Origin of the sequence: Serratia sp. FS14, assembly GCF_000695995.1 — a bacterium.
In the GTDB taxonomy this organism is placed as follows: domain Bacteria; phylum Pseudomonadota; class Gammaproteobacteria; order Enterobacterales; family Enterobacteriaceae; genus Serratia; species Serratia nematodiphila.
This window is the reverse complement of sequence record NZ_CP005927.1, coordinates 4,390,809-4,410,265: the sequence shown is the minus strand read 5'-3', so window position 1 is coordinate 4,410,265 and position 19,457 is coordinate 4,390,809. Positions and strand designations below refer to the sequence as shown.

General features: G+C 60.3%; 21 protein-coding genes. 12 read left to right on the top strand and 9 right to left on the bottom strand.

The window, feature by feature from the left end; genetic code table 11:
- Positions 1-132 precede the first annotated feature (132 nt).
- The 7 genes from L085_RS20150 (at position 133) to rlmC (ending at position 6,997) form a co-directional block, all read left to right on the top strand.
- Positions 133-612 carry a YbjN domain-containing protein gene (locus L085_RS20150; protein ID WP_044031560.1) on the top strand — a complete coding sequence of 160 codons (480 nt, stop codon included), beginning with the start codon at positions 133-135 and terminating at the stop codon, positions 610-612.
- 405 nt (positions 613-1,017) lie between these two features.
- On the top strand, positions 1,018-2,127 hold the full coding sequence (gene potF / locus L085_RS20145; protein ID WP_044031559.1) for a spermidine/putrescine ABC transporter substrate-binding protein PotF: 1,110 nt from the start codon (positions 1,018-1,020) through the stop codon (positions 2,125-2,127).
- Between the two features lie 123 nt (positions 2,128-2,250).
- Entirely contained in the window at positions 2,251-3,384 is a 1,134-nt protein-coding gene (gene potG / locus L085_RS20140) for a putrescine ABC transporter ATP-binding subunit PotG (protein ID WP_044031558.1), read from the top strand.
- Between the two features lie 24 nt (positions 3,385-3,408).
- Complete coding sequence (gene potH, locus L085_RS20135) at positions 3,409-4,371, top strand: putrescine ABC transporter permease PotH (RefSeq protein WP_021504359.1); 963 nt, start codon at positions 3,409-3,411, stop codon at positions 4,369-4,371.
- Complete coding sequence (potI, locus tag L085_RS20130) at positions 4,368-5,213, top strand: putrescine ABC transporter permease PotI (protein WP_004938644.1); 846 nt, start codon at positions 4,368-4,370, stop codon at positions 5,211-5,213. The genes potH and potI overlap by 4 nt, the downstream gene beginning before the upstream one ends.
- A 104-nt stretch (positions 5,214-5,317) precedes the next feature.
- Positions 5,318-5,797 (top strand): YbjO family protein, encoded by a 480-nt coding sequence (locus L085_RS20125; RefSeq protein ID WP_049870692.1) that lies wholly within the window; start codon positions 5,318-5,320, stop codon positions 5,795-5,797.
- A 69-nt stretch (positions 5,798-5,866) separates the two neighbouring features.
- Positions 5,867-6,997: a 23S rRNA (uracil(747)-C(5))-methyltransferase RlmC gene (gene rlmC, locus L085_RS20120; RefSeq protein ID WP_044031556.1), complete on the top strand. Its 1,131-nt coding sequence runs from the start codon at positions 5,867-5,869 to the stop codon at positions 6,995-6,997.
- 32 nt (positions 6,998-7,029) lie between these two features.
- Here rlmC and artJ (L085_RS20115) read toward each other — a convergent pair whose 3' ends face one another.
- From artJ (L085_RS20115) to L085_RS20090, 6 genes are all read right to left on the bottom strand, one after another.
- Positions 7,030-7,764, bottom strand: coding sequence for an arginine ABC transporter substrate-binding protein (gene artJ / locus L085_RS20115; protein ID WP_044031555.1), 735 nt, complete (start codon positions 7,762-7,764; stop codon positions 7,030-7,032).
- 199 nt (positions 7,765-7,963) lie between these two features.
- Positions 7,964-8,632, bottom strand: a complete 669-nt coding sequence (gene artM / locus L085_RS20110) for an arginine ABC transporter permease ArtM (protein ID WP_015377298.1) — start codon at positions 8,630-8,632, stop codon at positions 7,964-7,966.
- The gene (artQ, locus tag L085_RS20105) at positions 8,632-9,348 is read right to left on the bottom strand and encodes an arginine ABC transporter permease ArtQ (RefSeq protein WP_004928413.1); all 717 of its coding nucleotides are present in this window, start codon (positions 9,346-9,348) and stop codon (positions 8,632-8,634) included. Before artQ ends, artM begins: the two co-directional genes overlap by 1 nt.
- A 9-nt stretch (positions 9,349-9,357) precedes the next feature.
- Positions 9,358-10,089, bottom strand: coding sequence for an arginine ABC transporter substrate-binding protein (gene artJ / locus L085_RS20100; RefSeq protein ID WP_044031554.1), 732 nt, complete (start codon positions 10,087-10,089; stop codon positions 9,358-9,360).
- Positions 10,090-10,121: 32 nt separating this feature from the next.
- Positions 10,122-10,850 (bottom strand): arginine ABC transporter ATP-binding protein ArtP, encoded by a 729-nt coding sequence (gene artP / locus L085_RS20095; RefSeq protein ID WP_004928406.1) that lies wholly within the window; start codon positions 10,848-10,850, stop codon positions 10,122-10,124.
- A gap of 262 nt (positions 10,851-11,112) precedes the next feature.
- Positions 11,113-11,655, bottom strand: coding sequence for a lipoprotein (locus L085_RS20090; protein WP_044031553.1), 543 nt, complete (start codon positions 11,653-11,655; stop codon positions 11,113-11,115).
- Between the two features lie 159 nt (positions 11,656-11,814).
- Between L085_RS20090 and L085_RS20085 the strand changes: the two genes are divergently transcribed.
- The gene (locus L085_RS20085; protein WP_044031552.1) at positions 11,815-12,138 is read left to right on the top strand and encodes a heavy metal-binding domain-containing protein; all 324 of its coding nucleotides are present in this window, start codon (positions 11,815-11,817) and stop codon (positions 12,136-12,138) included.
- A 121-nt stretch (positions 12,139-12,259) separates the two neighbouring features.
- Positions 12,260-13,096, top strand: coding sequence for an N-acetylmuramoyl-L-alanine amidase (locus L085_RS20080; protein ID WP_044031551.1), 837 nt, complete (start codon positions 12,260-12,262; stop codon positions 13,094-13,096).
- Here L085_RS20080 and L085_RS20075 read toward each other — a convergent pair whose 3' ends face one another.
- Together L085_RS20075 and L085_RS20070 are read right to left on the bottom strand one after the other, a co-directional pair.
- The gene (locus L085_RS20075; protein ID WP_004928393.1) at positions 13,097-14,107 is read right to left on the bottom strand and encodes an NAD(P)-dependent oxidoreductase; all 1,011 of its coding nucleotides are present in this window, start codon (positions 14,105-14,107) and stop codon (positions 13,097-13,099) included.
- A 158-nt stretch (positions 14,108-14,265) separates the two neighbouring features.
- On the bottom strand, positions 14,266-15,705 hold the full coding sequence (locus L085_RS20070) for a DUF2867 domain-containing protein (RefSeq protein WP_044031550.1): 1,440 nt from the start codon (positions 15,703-15,705) through the stop codon (positions 14,266-14,268).
- A 149-nt stretch (positions 15,706-15,854) separates the two neighbouring features.
- Here L085_RS20070 and L085_RS20065 point away from each other — a divergent pair, with 149 nt between their 5' ends.
- Positions 15,855-16,202, top strand: a complete 348-nt coding sequence (locus tag L085_RS20065) for a DUF1294 domain-containing protein (RefSeq protein ID WP_004928387.1) — start codon at positions 15,855-15,857, stop codon at positions 16,200-16,202.
- Here L085_RS20065 and L085_RS20060 read toward each other — a convergent pair whose 3' ends face one another.
- Positions 16,203-17,030: a MurR/RpiR family transcriptional regulator gene (locus tag L085_RS20060; protein ID WP_028127982.1), complete on the bottom strand. Its 828-nt coding sequence runs from the start codon at positions 17,028-17,030 to the stop codon at positions 16,203-16,205.
- A 167-nt stretch (positions 17,031-17,197) separates the two neighbouring features.
- Between L085_RS20060 and L085_RS20055 the strand changes: the two genes are divergently transcribed.
- Complete coding sequence (locus L085_RS20055) at positions 17,198-18,754, top strand: PTS transporter subunit EIIC (RefSeq protein ID WP_044031549.1); 1,557 nt, start codon at positions 17,198-17,200, stop codon at positions 18,752-18,754.
- Positions 18,751-19,446: an N-acetylmannosamine-6-phosphate 2-epimerase gene (locus tag L085_RS20050; RefSeq protein ID WP_044031548.1), complete on the top strand. Its 696-nt coding sequence runs from the start codon at positions 18,751-18,753 to the stop codon at positions 19,444-19,446. The genes L085_RS20055 and L085_RS20050 overlap by 4 nt, the downstream gene beginning before the upstream one ends.
- Positions 19,447-19,457: the final 11 nt, after the last annotated feature.

Genomic DNA, 19,457 nt, shown 5'->3' with positions numbered 1-19,457 from the left:
GCGGGCGGTGCGCCTTTCCCGCCGTGCAATATCTGAATTAGTGAATTAAGCCGCATTGATCGTGGCGTATCGGGTGAATATTCCGTAAGCTATGCGCCTTTTCGCGTATTGAATATTGTGAGGCTGGTTATTATGGATTCACTCATTGTCCCCGATTTGGCGCTGTTGCGGTGCTGGCTGGATCAGTCGGGCATTTCTTTCTTTGAGTGCGATTCCTGCCAGGCGCTGCACCTGCCGCACATGCAGAACTTCGACGGCGTGTTCGACGCCAAGATAGATCTGGTGGACAACGTCATTCTGTTCTCCGCGCTGGCCGAAGTGAAGCCGACCGCGCTGATCCCGCTGGTGGCGGACCTGAGCCAGATCAACGCCAGCTCGCTGACCATCAAGGCGTTTGTTGACATTCAGGACGACAACCTGCCGAAGCTGATCGTCTGCCAGTCGCTGAGCGTGGCGGTCGGCATCACCTACGAGCAGTTCACCCACTTCATGCAGCAGGGTGAAGAGCAGGTCTCGATGGTGATCCTCGAGGCGCGGGCGAACGATCTGCTGTTTATGGGTGACGAAGAAGAGATCCCCGCTGGCGCCGTGCGTCAGCCGATGCTGCACTGATCCTCGCTGTACCTTAAGCATGCCGTCGCTCCGGCGGCATGCTGCCGTGACTCCCCTCCGCAATAAAATATTCTGCACTTTGGCCTTTGCCGCCCGATCTTTCTCGCCTTTTGTACCGTTAATGGCGTATCACATAGAGAAAACTGCATAAAAAATCGATAAAAGGCGTTTTTTACCCTGGGGGCTGGCGGGTTGCGATGGCAGCGGCTATGCTGCTGATTCTGCAAAGGGCTTGCGATTTCCCTTGTAACCACGCGAGCAGGGCAGTGTAAAAAGGCGCATGCAATCATATGCATAGCCATTCATTTCGCGGTTGCAACGATTGCGCTCAATCAGGAAAGGTTTTGTATCGCTGCAGATACAAGTTCAATTCTATGATTCACCCTGTTTTGGAGGAAGTTACGGATGGTCACCCAACGTAAAAAGTGGTTATCGGGTGTGGTTGCCGGCCTGTTGATGGCCGCGTCCGTCAATGCGTCAGCCGAAGAGAAAACGCTGCACGTGTATAACTGGTCCGACTATATCGCGCCGGATACCCTGGCCAAATTCCAGAAAGAAACCGGTATCAAAGTGGTGTACGACGTCTTTGACTCCAACGAAGTGTTGGAAGGCAAACTGATGGCGGGCAGCACCGGTTATGATCTGGTGGTTCCTTCATCCAACTTCCTCGAACGCCAGTCGCAGGCCGGCATCTTCGAACCGCTCGACAAGAGCAAAATGCCCAACTACAAGAATCTCGATCCCGAGATGCTGAAGCTGGTTGCACACAACGATAAAGACAACAAATACGGCATCCCATACCTGATGGTGACCACCGGCATCGGCTATAACGTCGACAAGGTGAAGGCGGCATTGGGCAAAGACGCGCCTGTCGACAGTTGGGATCTGATCCTCAAGCCGGAAAACCTCGAGAAGCTGAAAAGCTGCGGCGTCTCCTTCCTCGATGCGCCGAGCGAGGTTTACGCCACCGTGCTGCACTACCTGGGCAAGGATCCCAACAGCACCAATGCGGCGGACTACACCGGCGCGGCCAACGATCTGCTGCTGAAACTGCGGCCGAACATTCGTTACTTCCACTCTTCTCAGTACATCAACGATCTGGCTAACGGTGATATCTGCGTGGCGATCGGCTGGTCCGGCGACGTGATGCAGGCGGCCAACCGCGCCAAAGAGGCGAAGAACGGCGTGAACGTGGCCTACGCGATCCCGAAAGAGGGAGCGCTGACCTACTTTGACATGTTCGCCATGCCGGCGGACGCCAAGAACAAAGACGCCGCGTACCAGTTCCTGAACTTCCTGATGAAACCTGACGTGATGGCGGGCATCAGCAACTATGTCTATTACGCCAATGCGGTGAAAGACTCCACGCCGCTGGTGAACGCCGAAGTGCGCGAGAACCCGAACGTCTATCCGCCGGCCGATCTGCGCGCCAAGCTGTTCACGCTCAACGTGCAGTCGCCGAAGCTGGACCGTGTCATTACCCGCGCATGGACTAAAGTTAAAAGCGGGAAGTGATGATGGGGGGGATCCCCCCCATCGTCGGTAAACCGGCAGGCGGGCGCTCCCCGCCTGCATTGCCGTTTTGGGCCACGGCGCTCGCCGTGGTTTTGTGCCGCTTTACGCCGGAGAGCACCCCGATTGAACGACGCTATTCCTCGTCCTCAAGCCAAGTCGCAGAAGGTTTTCACCCCTCTGCTGGAAATCCGTAACCTCACCAAAACCTTCGACGGGCAGAATGCGGTCGAAGATGTCAGCCTCACCATCTACAAGGGCGAGATCTTTGCGCTGCTTGGCCCGTCCGGCTGCGGCAAGTCCACCTTGCTGCGCATGCTGGCCGGCTTTGAACAGCCGACGGAAGGGCAGATCGTGCTCGACGGGCAGGATATGTCGCATGTGCCGCCGTACCAGCGGCCGATCAATATGATGTTTCAGTCGTACGCGCTGTTTCCGCACATGACCGTGGAGCAGAACATCGCGTTTGGCCTGAAGCAGGACAAAATGCCGCGGGCGGAGATCGCCGAGCGGGTGGCCGAAATGCTGGCGCTGGTGCACATGCAGGAGTACGCCAAACGCAAACCGCACCAGCTTTCCGGCGGCCAGCGGCAGCGGGTGGCATTGGCACGCAGCCTGGCCAAGCGGCCGAAGTTGCTGCTGCTGGATGAACCGATGGGCGCGCTGGACAAGAAGCTGCGCGATCGCATGCAGCTGGAAGTGACCGACATTCTCGAGCGCGTCGGCGTGACCTGCGTGATGGTGACGCACGATCAGGAGGAGGCGATGACCATGGCGGGGCGCATCGCCATCATGAACCGCGGCAAGTTCGTGCAGATCGGCGAGCCGGAAGAGATCTACGAGCATCCGAATAGCCGCTTCAGCGCCGAGTTTATCGGTTCGGTCAACGTCTTCGACTGTGTGCTGCTGGAGCGCCACGACGATGCGCTGATCCTGCAAAGCCCTGGGCTGCGTCATGCGATCAAGGTGGATCCGGATGCCTCGGTGGTGGACGGTGTGCCGATCCAGGTGGCGCTGAGGCCGGAAAAGATCCTGCTGTGCGAACAAGTGCCGGAAGACGGCTGCAACTTCGCGGTGGGGGAAGTGGCGCACATTTCCTACCTGGGCGATCTGTCTATCTACCACGTGAAGCTGCACAGCGGGCAGATTATCAGCGCCCAGCTGCAAAACGGCCATCGTTTCCGCAAGGGGATGCCCACCTGGGGCGATGAAGTGCGTCTGTGTTGGGAAACCGACAGCTGCGTCGTGTTGACGGTGTAGTAGAGCCGGTGAGGAGTAACCCGTATGACCCTGCTTTCTGAACGCACGCCGGAACCGCCGGCCAAAACGCCCTCCACCCTCAAGGCCCTGTTCCATCGCCTGCTGATGGCTCACGGCCGCAAGCTGGTGATCGCATTGCCGTATTTATGGCTGACGCTGCTGTTTATGCTGCCGTTCCTGATCGTGTTCAAGATCAGCCTGGCGGAGCTGGCGTTGGCGGTGCCGCCCTACACCGAGCTGATGAGCTGGGTGGACGGCAAGCTGAACATTGCGCTCAACTTCGCCAACTACCTGCAGCTGACCGACGATCCGTTGTATATCGATGCCTACCTGCAGTCGCTGCGCGTGGCGGCGGTCTCGACGCTGTGTTGCCTGATCATCGGCTATCCGTTGGCCTGGGCGGTGGCGCACAGCAAGGCGTCGACCCGCAACATTCTGCTGTTGCTGGTGATCCTGCCTTCCTGGACTTCGTTCCTGATCCGCGTCTACGCCTGGATGGGGATCCTGAAAAACAACGGCACGCTGAATAACTTTCTGATGTGGCTAGGGGTGATCGATCAACCGCTGGTGATCTTGCACACCAACCTGGCGGTGTATATCGGCATCGTTTATTCCTATCTGCCGTTTATGGTGCTGCCGATTTACACGGCGCTGATCCGGCTGGATTACTCGCTGGTGGAGGCGTCGCTGGATCTGGGCGCCCGGCCGCTGAAAACCTTCTTCAGCGTGATCGTGCCGCTGACGCGCGGCGGCATCATCGCCGGTTCGATGCTGGTGTTCATTCCGGCAGTGGGGGAGTTCGTGATCCCGGAACTGCTCGGTGGGCCGGACAGCATCATGATCGGCCGCGTGCTGTGGCAGGAGTTCTTCAATAACCGCGACTGGCCGGTGGCCTCGGCGGTCGCCACCATCATGCTGCTGTTGCTGATCGTGCCAATTTTGTGGTTCCACAAACACCAGAACAAGGAAATAGGGGGGCAGGAATGAACAACTTGCCGGTAGTGCGTTCACCGTGGCGCATCGCCATCCTGACTGTCGGCTTTACCTTCCTGTATGCGCCGATGCTGATGCTGGTGATCTACTCCTTCAACAGCTCCAAGCTGGTGACGGTGTGGGCCGGCTGGTCCACGCGCTGGTATAGCGAACTGTTCCACGATTCGGCGATGATCAGCGCGGTGGGGCTCAGCCTGACCATCGCCGCCGCCTCCGCCACCGCCGCGGTGGTACTGGGGGCCATCGCCGCCGTGGTGATGGTGCGATTCGGCCGCTTTCGCGGTTCAACCGGCTTCGCGTTTATGCTGACCGCGCCGCTGGTGATGCCGGACGTGATCACCGGCCTGTCGCTGCTGCTGCTGTTCGTGGCGATGGGGCATGCCTTCGGCTGGCCGTCGGAACGTGGCATGTTCACTATCTGGCTGGCGCATGTCACCTTCTGTACCGCTTATGTGGCGGTGGTCATCAGTTCGCGTCTGCGCGAGGTGGATCGCTCGATTGAAGAGGCGGCAATGGATCTGGGGGCGCCGCCGCTGAAGGTGTTCTTCGTCATCACCTTGCCGATGATTGCGCCGGCGCTGATCTCCGGCTGGATGCTGGCGTTCACCCTGTCGCTGGATGACCTGGTGATCGCCAGTTTCGTTTCCGGCCCGGGCGCCACCACGCTGCCGATGCTGGTGTTCTCCAGCGTGCGCATGGGGGTGAACCCGGAAATTAACGCGTTGGCCAGCCTGATCCTGCTGGTGGTGGGCATCCTCGGCCTGATCGCCTGGTGGTTTATGGCGCGCTCGGAAAAACAACGATCGCGTGAATTGCAGCGGGCGGCCCGTAGCTGAATCGTAACAAACCTGCTATTTTTGCAATCAATAAGTATTGCAACTAACTACCTGACTTTACATGTGCCACCTGTATAGGTGGCGCGTCGTAGCGGAACACGGATATGTCAGACATGCTGAAAAGCGGGCAGGGAATGGGATCGACTTCGGATGCGCCGGTGCCGGTGATGGTGGCGGGCACCGCCATGGTGGCGATCAAGTGTATCAGCGTGGTGCTGCTGCTGGGTGAGCTGGGCGTCGACGGCGCGCAGGAGTTCGTCAACACCAGCGCGCAGGCGTGGGATTCCACCTTTATCTTTCTGGCCGGCCTGATGCTGCTGTGCCTGCAAATCAGCTGCGGCTTTGCGGTGATGCGCGGCCGCAATTGGGGGCGCTGGGGCTATGTGGTCTGCCAGTGCATCGTGGTGCTTTACCTGCTGTTGGCCACCATCGGCAGCCTCTTCCCCGAGGTGTTCACCGTGGAGGGGGAAACCAGCGGCCAAATCCTGCACGTTCTGATCCTGCAAAAGATCCCCGACGTGGTGATCCTGGCGTTGCTGTTCGTTCCTGCCGCCAGCCGCCGCTTCTTCACCGCGCGCAAGTGAGATTTTAGGCGCGCGGAGTGGTAAACTCTGCGCCCTTAATTCGTCATCCTGAACTTCACGGTAATCTTCATGCATTGCGCTTTGTATACGGCGGGCACCTGCCGTTCCTGTCAGTGGCTGGAAAAGCCCTATCCGCAGCAACTGGCCGACAAACAGCATCACCTGCAATCGCTGCTGGCCGGGCGCGACGTCGCGCAGTGGCTGCAGCCGGTGGCGGGGGAACTGAGCGCATTTCGCAATAAAGCCAAGATGGTGGTCAGCGGCAGCGTGGAGCGACCGCTGCTCGGCATGCTGCACCGCGACGGCACGCCGGTCGATCTGAGCGACTGCCCGCTGTACCCCGCCGGCTTTGCGCCGATGTTTGCTGTGCTGAAAAGCTTTATCGCCCGCGCCGGCCTGACGCCGTATAACGTGGCGCGCAAACGTGGCGAGCTGAAATACCTGCTGCTGACCGAAAGCACGCTCGACGGCGGCGTGATGCTGCGTTTCGTGCTGCGCTCGGAAACCAAACTGGCACAGCTGCGCGCCGCGCTGCCGTGGCTGCAGCAGCAGCTGCCGCAGCTCAGGGTGATCTCCGCCAATATTCAACCGGTGCATATGGCGATCATGGAAGGGGAGCGCGAGATCGCGCTGACCGAACAGCAGGCGCTGGAGGAACAGTTCAATCAGGTGCCGCTGTTCATCCGCCCGCAAAGCTTCTTTCAGACCAACCCGCAGGTGGCCGCCGATCTGTATGCCACCGCCCGCGACTGGGTGCGCGCGCTGGGTATCGACAGCATGTGGGATCTGTTCTGCGGCGTCGGCGGTTTCGGCCTGCACTGCGCGCAGCCGCAGACGCGCCTGACCGGCATCGAAATCAGCGCGGAGGCGATCGCCTGTGCGCGCCAGTCGGCGCAGCGGTTAGGGTTGTTGCAGGTAGATTTTCAAGCGCTCGATTCCACCCGCTTCGCCACCGCCGAAGGCCAGGTGCCGCAGCTGGTGCTGGTCAATCCGCCGCGGCGCGGCATCGGCCAGGCGCTGTGCGACTATTTGAGCCGGATGGCGCCGGACTATATTCTGTATTCGAGCTGCAACGCCGAGAGCATGGCGAAAGATATCGAGATGTTGCCGGGGTATCGCATCGAACGGGTGCAGCTGTTCGACATGTTCCCGCATACCTCGCACTACGAAGTGCTGACGCTGCTGGTGCGGATTTTATAAAACATAAGGCCCGGATAACCGGGCCTTATTGCTTACTGCGGGAACCACTTGTCGTTGATGGCTTTGTAGGTGCCGTCGGCCTTGATGGCGTCCAGCGCGGCGTTCAGCTTGGCCAGCAGCGCCTGGTTGTCTGGGCGCACCGCGATGCCGAGACCGGTGCCGAAGTATTGCGCATCGGTGATGTGCTCGCCCACCGGCGCCAGCTGCAGGTTGGTTTTCAGCCATTCGTTCACCACGGCGGTGTCGCCGAACACGCCGTCGATGCGGCCGTTTTTCAGCTCCAGAATGGCGTTCTGGTAGCTGTCGTAAGAAACGGTGTTAATCTCCGGATGCTTGTCCTGCATGTATTTCTGGTGGGTGGTGCCGTTTTCCATGCCGAGCTTTTTGCCTTTCAGATCCGCCAGCGAGCTGAACTTGCCTTTTTGCGCGATCACGATCGCCGAGTTGGCGTAGTAAGGCTGGGTGAAAGCGACCTGCTTGCTGCGCTCCGGCGTGATGTCCATACCGGAAATCACCGCATCGTATTTCTTGAATTTCAGCGCGGCGATCAGGCTGTCGAACGCCTGGTTGGTGAAGGTGCACTGCGCCTGCATCTGCTTGCACAGCGCGTTGGCCAGATCGATATCGAAGCCGACGATCTGGTTGTTGGCGTCGAGCGATTCGAACGGTGGGTAGGTGGCGGAGGCGGCGAAGCGGATGGTTTCGGCCGCGGTGGCGTTAAAGGTCATCCCGGCTAACATCGTCGCGGCAAGCAGCAGTTTTTTCATGCGTAGAGCTCCTGTCTGGATCCTGAAAGTGATTATTCGCTATCGTTTGTTTTTACTGGTAATCGCCAGAGGTTTTTGCGCGAATGCCTGTTGTTAACCCTGCCATTGAGTGAATTAAAATGCAATATAAATGATTAAGTATTGTCTTGAGGGGTAAAAAAAGCCCCGCACAATGGCGGGGCTCATGGGGGCGGCGGCCTCAGTTGCGGCGTTCAAACGCCAGCGCGCGGCGCTCCACCAGGCGCATAAGCAGCGTCAGCAGGCCGTTGACGCACAGGTACACCAGGCCGGCGGCGCCGAACACCATCACGTCGTAGGTGCGGCCGTACATCAGCTGGCTGTAGCCCATCACTTCCATCAGCGTGATGGTATAGGCCAGCGAGGTGCTTTTGAACACCAGCACCACTTCGTTGGAGTAAGACGACAGCGCGCGCTTGAAGGCGAACGGCAGCAGAATGCGCAGCGTCTGCCGGCGCGACATGCCAAGCGCTTCGCACGATTGCCACTGCCCGGCGGGAATGGCGCGCACCGCGCCGTAGAACAACTGCGTGGTGTAGGCCGCGCTGTTCAGCGCCAGCGCTATCATCGCACACAGCCAGGGCTGCGACAGCAGGTTCCACAGCCAAGGGTAGTCGCGGATCGCCGGGAACTGGCCGGGGCCGTAGTAGATCAGGAAGATCTGCACCAGCAGTGGCGTGCCGGTGAACAGCGTCACATAGGCCTTGACCAGCGGCGTCAGGATCGGCGTTTTCAGCGTCAGGATCACCGTCAGCAGCAGCGACAGCACCAGTGCGACGATCAGCGCGGCGACGGTCAGCGTCAGGCTGGTGTGCAACCCTTTGAGGATCTCCGGCAAATATTCAATCATCAGGCCGGCCCCCGCTCAAAGCGCGTGGCGCGCAGCTCAATGCGTTTGATGACGTATTGGCTGAACAGCGTCACCAGCAGGTAGATGGCCGCGGCGATCACATACCAGGTAAAAGGCTCCTGGGTGCGGGTAGCGATGCTCTTGGTTTGCAGCATCAGATCGTTCACGCTGATCAGCGACACCAGCGCGGTGTCTTTCAACAGCACCAGCCACTGATTGCCGAGGCCGGGCAGGGCGTGGCGCCACATCTGCGGCATGATCAGGCGAAAGAAGATCGCCGCCTTACTCAGTCCAAGCGCCTGGCCGGATTCCCACTGCCCCTGCGGCACCGCTTTGAGCGCGCCGCGCAGCGTCTGCGAGGCGTAGGCGGAATAGAGCAGAGCCAGGGCGATCACCCCGCACAGGAACGGGCTGACTTCGAAATTGTCGATCGCCAACTGAATCGGCAGCTGGAACAGACCGAGGTTGAGGGTAAAGCCGTCGGAGAGCATCAGCAGCAGCTGCGACGAGCCGAAATAGATAAACAGCACCACCAGGATTTCCGGCAGGCCGCGCAACACGGTCACCCAGGCGGTGCCGAGCCAGCTGACCGCTTTCCAGCGGGACGATTCCCATACGGCGAACAGCATCGCCAGAATCAGCCCGAGGATCAGGGCGCAAACGGCAAGGCCGACGGTCATGCCGGCGGCGCTTGCTAAAGGTTGTAATTCATTCATTTGGGCGTATTACTGCTGGAACCATTTTTTGTAGATGGTTTCATAGGTCCCATCCTGCTTGATCTTGTCCAGAGCGGCGTTGAACTTGCCCTGCAGATCGGTGTTCTTCTGGCGCACCGCGATGCCAAGGCCGGTGCCGAAGTAGTCTTTGTCGGTCACTTTGGCGCCCACTGCCGCCAGCGCGTCATTCTGCTTCAGCCACTCGTTGACCACCGCGGTATCGCCGAACACCGCATCAACGCGGCCGTTCTTCAGATCCAAAATGGCGTTCTGATAGCTGTCGTAAGGCACGGTGGTGATTTCCGGGTGCTTGTCGGTCAGGTATTTCTGGTGGGTGGTGCCGTTTTGCACGCCGACTTTCTTGCCTTTCAGCGCCGCCACGTCGGCAATTTTGCCTTTCTGCGCGATGAACAGCGCCGAGTTATCGTAGTAAGGCTTGGTGAACAGCACCTGCTTCTCACGCTCCGGCGTAATGTCCATACCGGCCATCACCGCATCGAAACGCTTGAACTTCAGGCTCGGGATCAGGCTGTCGAACGCCTGGTTGGTGAAGGTACACTCGGCCTGCATTTCTTTGCACAGCGCGTTGGCCAGATCGACATCAAAACCCTGAATCTTGTTGCCGGCGTCAATAAATTCAAACGGAGGATAGGAGGCTTCGGTAGCGAAACGGATGGTTTCGGCTGCGGAGACGGAAACGCTGATGCCGGCCAGAACGGCGGCGATTATTAGTTTTTTCATCGCAAACTCCCCAAATTACAGCAAGTTAATTGTTAGTGTGATAAGTAATTAGCAAACTCGGTGGTCCGCGGCTGCGTGAAGTGGCTGCTGTCGCCTTGCTCCACTACGTGGCCGTTTTCCATGTACACCACGCGGCTGGCGGTTTTGCGCGCCACTTCCACTTCGTGGGTGACGATCACCTGCGTGATGCCGGTGCCGGCCAGTTCGCGAATGATGCTGACGATCTGGGCGGTGATTTCCGGATCCAGCGCTGCGGTCGGTTCATCGAACAGCAACACCTGCGGCTCCATCATCAGGGCGCGGGCGATCGCCACGCGCTGCTGCTGGCCACCGGAAAGGTGCAGCGGGAAGCGATCGGCGAAGTCGGTCAGGCGCAGACGCTTGAGCAGCTTGTCGGCGCGCTCCATCGCCTGAGCCTTGGTCAGACCCAGCACGCGGCAAGGTGCCTCGATCAGGTTCTGAACCACGGTGAGGTGAGGCCACAGGTTGTATTGCTGGAACACCATGCCGACGTTTTGGCGCAGTTCGCGAATGGCTTTCTCGCCCGGCGCCTGCCTGAAGTCGAATTGGTTGCCGGCGATCTGCAGTTGGCCCGAACGCGGCATTTCCAGCAGGTTCAGCACCCGCAGCAATGAACTTTTCCCGGCGCCGCTTGGGCCAAGCAGCACCAGGGTTTCCCCGGCTGGACATTCCAGCGTGATGTCAAACAGCGCCTGGTGAGCGCCGTAATAGCAATTGATACCGTTAAGTTGAATACTCATGCGCCAGAATTGAATAGACATTGATGCCGCAAATGTTAACTTCCACAGAATACTTATGCAATCTTTGTGCGTTAAAATTTATGAGTGTGCGGCGGGACAGTAAAAGATTAGCACAAGATACCGCGACTCAAGCCGAGGGAGGGGATTTGTGGCGCAGGCTGTGAGATCGGTAGCGAAATTTTTTCTATTGGACGAAATTCGAGCGGTAGACGGGCGGCGGGATGACCGACGCGGCAAGCCCGCGTCGGCCGGGGGAAGCGGGTTACTGGTTTTCCAGCACCTGGCGTACGCTGCCGTTGGTGGCGTGCGCTGGAACATTCAGGTAGCGAATATCATCAACCACCCAGCAGGTGCCTTCGCGCACCATCAGCACTTCGTCCTGCCAGTTCACGGTGCTGTTGGCGTCTTTCTGGTAGCTCAGGTCAACGCGCAGCGGGATGTTCTTCGCATCGGTGTTAGGAATGGTCGAGGCGCTGGCGACGGATGCGCTGCTTGGCCCCTGCGCATTGCCGGAGAACAGATCGCCGGTAATCTGATGCTTGCCCGGGTTTTGAGCGGTGCTGACCAGATCCTGATACAGCACTTTGCTCAGATAAGGCTGCAGCTGCGCCAGGCGGTTGCTGTCCGGCAGGCCGGCGCCCTGCTGGATGCGCAGGTCATAGAACTTTTGCGCGACCGTATCCGGGCCGCCTTCCACACAGCTGCCGCTGCGGGTGCCGATTTCCTTGTATGCCGGTTCCACCGTGGTACAGGCACTCAGCAACAGCGCTAAGGGTAAAACAGCCGCAATCGTTTTTGTTTTCATCTTATTACCTTATGTGAAAGTCTCTACCATGAAGACCGATAGCTTACAGTATAAATGCGTTTTTTGGCCTTGCATTCGTACTGCGTGCCATTGATTAAGCGAACATAATGTCAATCTTCTGGTCATAGATACGTTGAATTAATCAAACAAGGAGTTCTGATGCAGCTTTCAACTACCCCGACCCTGGAAGGGTTTACCATCACCGAATACTGCGGCGTCGTCACCGGCGAAGCGATTCTCGGCGCCAACATTTTTCGTGATTTCTTCGCCGGCGTGCGCGATATCGTCGGCGGCCGTTCGGGCGCTTACGAGAAAGAGCTGCGCAAGGCGCGCCTGATCGCGTTCGAAGAGCTGGAAGATCAGGCGAAAGAGCTGGGCGCCAACGCGGTGGTCGGCATTGATATCGATTATGAAACCGTTGGTAAAGATGGCAGCATGCTGATGGTGACCGTCAGCGGCACCGCGGTGAAAGTCGGCCGCTAATCCCATGCCTTAACGCCCTGGCTCACGCCGGGGCGTTTTTACTTTGTCGGCGGGTGGCTTCCGTGGCGACTATTGCTTAGCGTTAACGCTAGACCAAATCATCAAACCACAGGGAGGATGAGTGAAAATTTGGCCAGGGATCATCGCCGCCGCGCTGTTGGCGGGATGCCAAAATCCGCAGCAAGACACGCTCGTCGATCGTGGCGCTTACCAGCTCGAAACCTTGCATCAGGCGCAGGGCGCCGATCGGCGCATTCGGTTTCTGGTGATGCACTATACGGCGGAAGATTTCCATTCATCGCTGAAAACGCTGACCGACGAACACGTCAGCGCGCACTACCTGTTGCCGGCGCACCCGCAGCGCGAACACGGCAAACCGACGGTGTACCGGTTGGTGCCGGAGGCGATGCGCGCCTGGCATGCCGGCGCCAGCGGCTGGCGCGGGCGCAGCAATCTCAACGACACCTCGATCGGCATCGAAATCGTCAACAAGGGGTTCACCCGCAGCATGCTATTCACCCACTGGCAGCCCTACACGGCGGAGCAGATCGCCGTGCTGATTCCGCTGAGCCGCGACATCATCCAACGCTATGGCATCCAGCCGCAGGACGTGGTGGGGCACAGCGACATCGCACCGCAGCGCAAACAGGATCCCGGCCCGCTGTTCCCCTGGCGACAACTGGCGCAGGCCGGCATCGGCGCCTGGCCGGACGAGGCAGACGTGCAGCGACTGCTGGCGGGGCGCGATCGTCATGCGCCGGTGCCGCTGGCGCCGCTGCTTGATAAGCTGGCGCGTTACGGCTACGCGGTTGATTCGTCATGGGATGCGCGGCAGCAGCGCAATGTGCTGGCGGCGTTTCAGATGCATTTCCGGCCCGACGATGTTCGCGGTGAACCGGATGCAGAGAGTGAGGCGATTATCGATGCGCTGCTGTTGAAGTACGGCGCGTGGCGTTGATTACAGGCCGTGCAGTTTGCCGTGATCTTTCAGCCAGCGGGCGGTGCGCGCGATGCCTTCTTCCAGCGAGACGATCGGCTGATAGCCCAGCTCTTGCTGCGCGCGGGTGGTATCGAGCGTGAGGTCGAAGTTGAGTTTGGCGACGCCGTAATGGGTCAGCACCGGCTCCTTTTCGCTTTTGCTGCCCAGGCGCTCCATGCCGCGAGCCATCATGTCGAGCATCGGATAGGGGACGGAGCGGATGCGGCACTTCATGCCCAAATCGTCGATCAGCTGCTGCACCACGGTGCGCAGCGGGCGCGGCTGCTGGTTGGTGATGTTGTAGGCGCGGCCGGACGGCGTGTCTTCTTTTAGCGTCGCCAGCCACATGGCGTGCACCGCATTCTCCAGATAGGTCATGTCCACCATCGCCGCGCCGCCGCGCGGCAGCAGCAGGTTGCCGTAGCGTTTGATCATCTGCAGCAACCGCGGCAACATCACCTTGTCGTGCGGCCCGAACAGGCCCTGCGGGCGCAAAATGGTGAAATGGGTCTGCGGATTGGACAGTGCCAATTGCTGGATCACCTGCTCGCCGGCGGCCTTGCTGCGCGCGAACTCGTTGGCGTAACGCTGCGGGCGAAAGTCTTCGGTCACGTTGCGGTGATGGTGGTAGTCGAAATAGATCGCCGGGGAAGAGATGTGAATGAACTGCGCCACGCCATAGGCCGCCGCCCATTCGCCGAGGCGGCGGGTAGCGCGGACGTTGGCCAGTTCGAAGGCTTCTTCGGTGCCCCAGGGCGAGGTAAAGCTGGAGCAGTGCCACAGCACATCGACGTCCGCCAGCATCGCTTTGGCCTGCGAAGAGATCAGGTTGGTGAGATCGGCATGAATGAACTCCGCGCCCATTTTTTCCAGCAGGCCGCCCATCGCCTGGTTGCGGCCGGTGGCGCGCACTTTGATGCCCTGGCGGCGCAGATATTCAACGGCGTTACGGCCTAACCCACTGGTTGCACCGGTGACCAATACCTTCATAACGGACTCTATTCTCACCCAAAATCGGAATACCGGCGGGCGCTTGCGGCGCTCCCAGCAAATAAGATGCCATTCTTCCGTGATTTCGTGCGCTATGCAATCGGAAAGCCCCGAAGCACAGCGGCAAACTGTGCGGTTGATCGACAAATGAGCGCCGTTCAGCGCTGTTGGCGGTCCAGATTCTCGGCAAGCTCGGCGATGCGCTTCGCCATGCCGCGAAAAATAAACAGATGCGCGGGCATCATGGCGAACCAATACAGCAGCCCGCTGAAGCCGGCCGGGTGCCACCAGGCGCGCACGTCCAGCGTGCGGCGATCGCCGTGATCGGTGATGGTGAAGCTCAGCCGCCCCAGGCCGGGCGCCTTCATGCCGAACAGCAGCGCCAGCTGCCGCAGCGGCTTCAGCGTGATGACTTTCCAGCCGTCGATCTCGTCGCCCAGCGCCAGGGCCGCGCGCGCCGGGCGGCCATAGACCACGCCGTTACCGATCATGTCGTCCATGCGGGCGCGGATCCGCCACAGGATATTGGCGTAGAAATAGCCTTCCTCGCCCCCCAGCTGCTGCACCGTTTGCCACAGGGCCTGGCTGGAGGCGGCGGTGTCGAGCGAACATCCCGCCTGTTTCGGGTAATAGCCGTAGCCGGGGCGCCAGCGGGCCCGCGCCGCCGGATCGTAGCCCCAGTCGGCGGAATCGACCACCTCCAGTTCGCGCTGCAGCGTGGCGGTGACCGCCTGATCGAAGGTGTGCAGACGTTGCGGGATCAGGGCCTGCAACGGTTTGCCGTCGGCGGGCAGATCGTGCTTCAGGCCCTGGATCAGCGCGCGCGCGATCAGCGTCGGCACCGAGGTGATCAGGCTGATGAACCACACTGAAATCAGCCGCGTCGGCAGGGGGATCGGGATCAGCCAGCGCCGCTTGCCGCTGATGGCGATAAAGCGTTTGAACATATCCTGATAGCTGAGGTATTCCGGCCCGGCGACGTCAAAGATGCGGTGTTCTTGTGCCGGGTGCGCCAGCAGATCGGCCAGGTAAACCAGCAGGTTCTCCAGCGCCACCGGCGAGGACTTCGAGCGCACCCAGCGCGGCGGCGTCAGCACCGGCAGGTTATAGACCATGTCGCGCATCACTTCGAACGCCGCCGAGCCGGGGCCGACGATGATGCCGGCGCGCAGCTCGGTCACTGGCACGCCGCTCTGGCGCAAGATCTCGCCGGTCAGGCGGCGGGCCGCCAGGTGCGGCGAACTGTCGTCGTTCGGCTGCAGCGCGCCGAGAAAGATCACCTGCTTGACGCCGGCATTGCGCAGCGCGTCACGCAGATTTTCCGCCGCCTGGCGCTCCTTTTCGATAAAGTTGTCGCCGTCGCCCATCGCGTGCACCAGATAGTACAGCGTATCGATCTCCCACAGCGCCGCGCTCAGGGTGTCCGGGCGGTACAGATCGACATACAGGCAGTTGACCTGCGGCCAGTTCTGCTCCTGCAGCCACTCGATGCGCCGCGCGGCGGCGGTAATCTGGTGCCCCTGTTCGATCAGGTGCGGGATCAGGTTCTGGCCTATATAGCCGCTGGCTCCAAGAACCAGTACGCGTTGGGGTGTCATCGGGCCGCCTTGTGCGGTGAAAGAGTCGCAGAACGACAGGATGCCAAATTCAGGATTTAAATGCACTTTTTGTATGGGTATAAGCCAGTTGCATCCGCCGCGGCGCAGGTTCACACTACGCGCCCCTTATCGAACGAAGACCGGATGTCATGAAGCTCAATGTGATTTGTTACGCCCTGCTGGGCCTGGCGCTGATCGCCAGCCTGTTCTCGCCGCATCCGGTGTGGATGGGGTTGCTGCTGGCGAACCTGCTGACGTTTCTGATCTACGGCGGCGATAAGCTGGCGGCGCGCAAGGGATGGCGACGGGTGCCGGAGACGACGCTGTTGCTGTTCGGCGCGCTGGGCGGCTGGTTGGGCGCGCTGCTGGCGCAGCAGCTGTTTCGCCACAAGACCCAGAAGCAGCCGTTTAAAACCTGGTTCATCCTCAGCGTGGCGCTCAACCTGGCGGCGGTGCTGGGGCTGTGGTACTGGGTTTACGGCCGCTGGATCTTCTGATTACAGCAGCAGCGGCAGAGTCGCGCTGGCGGTGGTCTGCATCGCCTGAGCGTAGGCGGGATCGCGCTGAGTCAGTTCGGCGATCATCAACTCCACCAGCAGCATGGCGCCGACCTTGGCCGGCAGGGCGCCAGCGGTCAGCGGCCCTTCCGGTTTGGCCGCCACCAGCAGCGTATCCGCCATCTTGGCCAGCGGGCTGCGTTGGGTATTGCTGACGGCGATCACGCGTGCGCCGCGCCCTTTGGCCAACGTCACCGCATGCAGCACGTCCTTGGTTGAGCCGGAACTGGAGATGACGATCAGCAGATCCCGCTCACTCAGCGAGGCTGCATTCATCGCCGCCCGGTGCATGTCGCTGAACAGCTGCGCCGGTTTGCCGAGGCGCAACAGCTTGTAGTGCAGGAAGTCGCCGATGATGGCGCTGGCGGCGACGCCGTAAATCTGCACCGAAGCGCAACGTTGCAAGCTGTCCGCCGCCTGTTGCAGCGCCTGCGGATCCAACAGCGCGCCGGTATCCCGCAGCGCCTGTACGCTCTCTTCCACCAAATTTTCCGCCGCGCTTTGCCGCGTCGCCGCTTCCGGCTGGCTTTGTTGCAAGCTGAGGGCCAGCGCCATTTTAAATTCGGTATAGCCTTTGCAGCCGAGATGGCGGCACAGCCGCGTGACGCTGGCTTCGCTGGTGGCGCTTTCACGCGCCAGTTCGGTGATGGTCAGGTAAACGGCGCGGGAGGGCTCCGCAAGAAGATAGTTGCCGAGCTTTTGCAGCGTGGGGCTGTACCCCGCCAAATCCTGCCGCAGCCGCAATAACAAGTTGCCTGTATTCATCACGTTACCTTTCTGAGTATTCCCGTTTCTATTGTGGCGGAAAGACGCCGCGGCTCGCCAGTGAAATCGACGGATTGTGAAGCCGATCATCGTTATGAATAAATTTTTCATTGAAACTATTTTTATGTGGTAAAAATTTTTATCATAAAAATGATGTCGGGGGAAAATTTATGTCAACACCAGAATTGCCGCGCTCCGGCGGCTGGTTCGAAAAAGCCCAGCGGTTCGGCAAGTCGTTCATGCTGCCGATCGCCGTGCTGCCGGCGGCCGGCCTGCTGTTGGGGATCGGCGGTGCGCTGTCCAATCCCAATACCGTCGAGGCGTATCCCTTCCTCGACGTCGGCTGGTTGCAAAGCATATTTACCGTGATGGCCAGTGCCGGTGCTATCGTGTTCGCCAACCTGGCGGTGTTGTTCGCGGTCGGCGTGGCGGTGGGGCTGACCAAAAGCGACAAGGGCACGGCGGGGCTGGCCTCACTGATCGCCTATCTGGTAATGAACGCCACCATCAATGCGCTGTTGAAAATCAACGGCACGCTGGCCACGCAGAACGCGGGCGCGGTGGGGCAGGGAACGATTCTCGGGATCCAGACGCTGGAGACCGGGGTGTTCGGCGGGGTGGTCATCGGTTTGGTGACCTGGTATCTGCATGGCCGCTACAACAAGATCGCGCTGCCGCCGTTCTTGGGTTTCTTCGGCGGCTCGCGCTTTGTGCCGATCGTCAGCTCGCTGGCGGCGATGGCGGTCGGTGCCCTGATGACGGTGGTGTGGCCGCATTTCCAACAGTTGATCTTCGGCATGGGCGGGCTGGTAGACGCCAGCGGCTATCTCGGTACCTTTATCTACGGCTTCGTATTGCGCATGCTCGGGCCGTTCGGCCTGCATCACATCTTCTATCTACCGTTTTGGACCACCGCGCTTGGCGGCAGCGAAGTGATCAACGGACAGCTGGTGGAAGGCACACAGCGCATTTTCTTCGCCCAGTTGGCCGACCCGAATACTCAGCAGTTCTACATCGGCACGGCGCGTTTCATGTCCGGCCGTTTTATCACCATGATGTTCGGCCTGGTCGGCGCCTGCCTGGCGATGTACCAGAGTGCGCGTCCCGAGAACCGCAAACGCGTCGGCGGACTGTTGCTGTCGGCGGCGCTGACCTCGTTTCTGACCGGCATCACCGAACCTATCGAATTCTCGTTCCTGTTTGTCGCGCCGGCGCTGTACGTGGTGCATGCGCTGTTCGACGGCCTGGCGTTCATGATCGCTCACATCCTGCATATCACCATCGGCCAGACATTCTCCGGCGGTTTTATCGATTTCATGCTGTTCGGCGTGCTGCAGGGCGAAGCGAAAACTCACTGGATGTACGTCCCGCTGGCGGGGGTGCCTTGGTTCTTCCTGTACTACTTCACGTTCCGTTTCCTGATCCTGCGCTTCAACTTTAAAACGCCGGGGCGCGAGGCGGAAACCGCGCCGGAAGCGGTGATGACGGGCACCGAACGCTCGCAGCAGGTGCTGGCGGCGCTGGGCGGCAAAGAGAATATCGTCGAACTGGATTGTTGCGCCACGCGGTTGCGCGTGACGGTGAAACAGAGCCGGTTGCTGGACGAAAGCGGGCTGAAGGCCAGCGGCGCACGGGCGGTTATCGTTCGCGGCAACGGTGTTCAGGTGATCTACGGCCCGCACGTCACCATCATTAAAAACGAAGTCGAGGAGTTGTTGGATTTATGACGCTTTCCATTTTACAGCAGATTGAGGGGCGCCTGGTGGTGTCTTGCCAGGCGCTGGACGACGAGCCGCTGCACAGCGATTTTATCATGTCGCGCATGGCGCTGGCGGCCGAGCAAGGCGGCGCGGCGGCGATCCGCGCCAACGGCGTCGAAGACGTCAACGCTATCATGCGCACGGTGGCGCTGCCGGTCATCGGCATCATAAAGCGCGATTATGCGGGCAGCGACGTCTACATCACGCCGACCCTGCGTGAAATCGATGAGTTGATGGCGGCGGCGCCGCAGATGATCGCGCTGGACGCCACCGGCCACCCGCGGCCGGGGGAGTTGCAGCTGGCGGCGTTGGTCGCCGCGATCCGCGCCAGGTATCCCCGGCTGTTGCTGATGGCGGATATCGCCACCCTGGAGGAGGCGCAAGGGGCCGCCAGGTTGGGCTTCGACTGTGTGGGCACCACGCTGTACGGCTATACCGCCGAAAGCCGGGGCGCCCGACTGGCGGATAACGATTTCGGCTTTCTGCGTGCGGTGCTGGCGGCGGTATCGGTGCCGGTCATCGCTGAAGGCAATGTCGAAACGCCGGCGATGGCCGCGCGCTGCCTGAGGATGGGGGCGCATGCGGTGGTGGTGGGCGGCGCCATTACGCGCCCGCAGCAGATCACCCGCCGCTTTGTCGACGCCATCGGCGGGCGATAAGAGACTCCCGG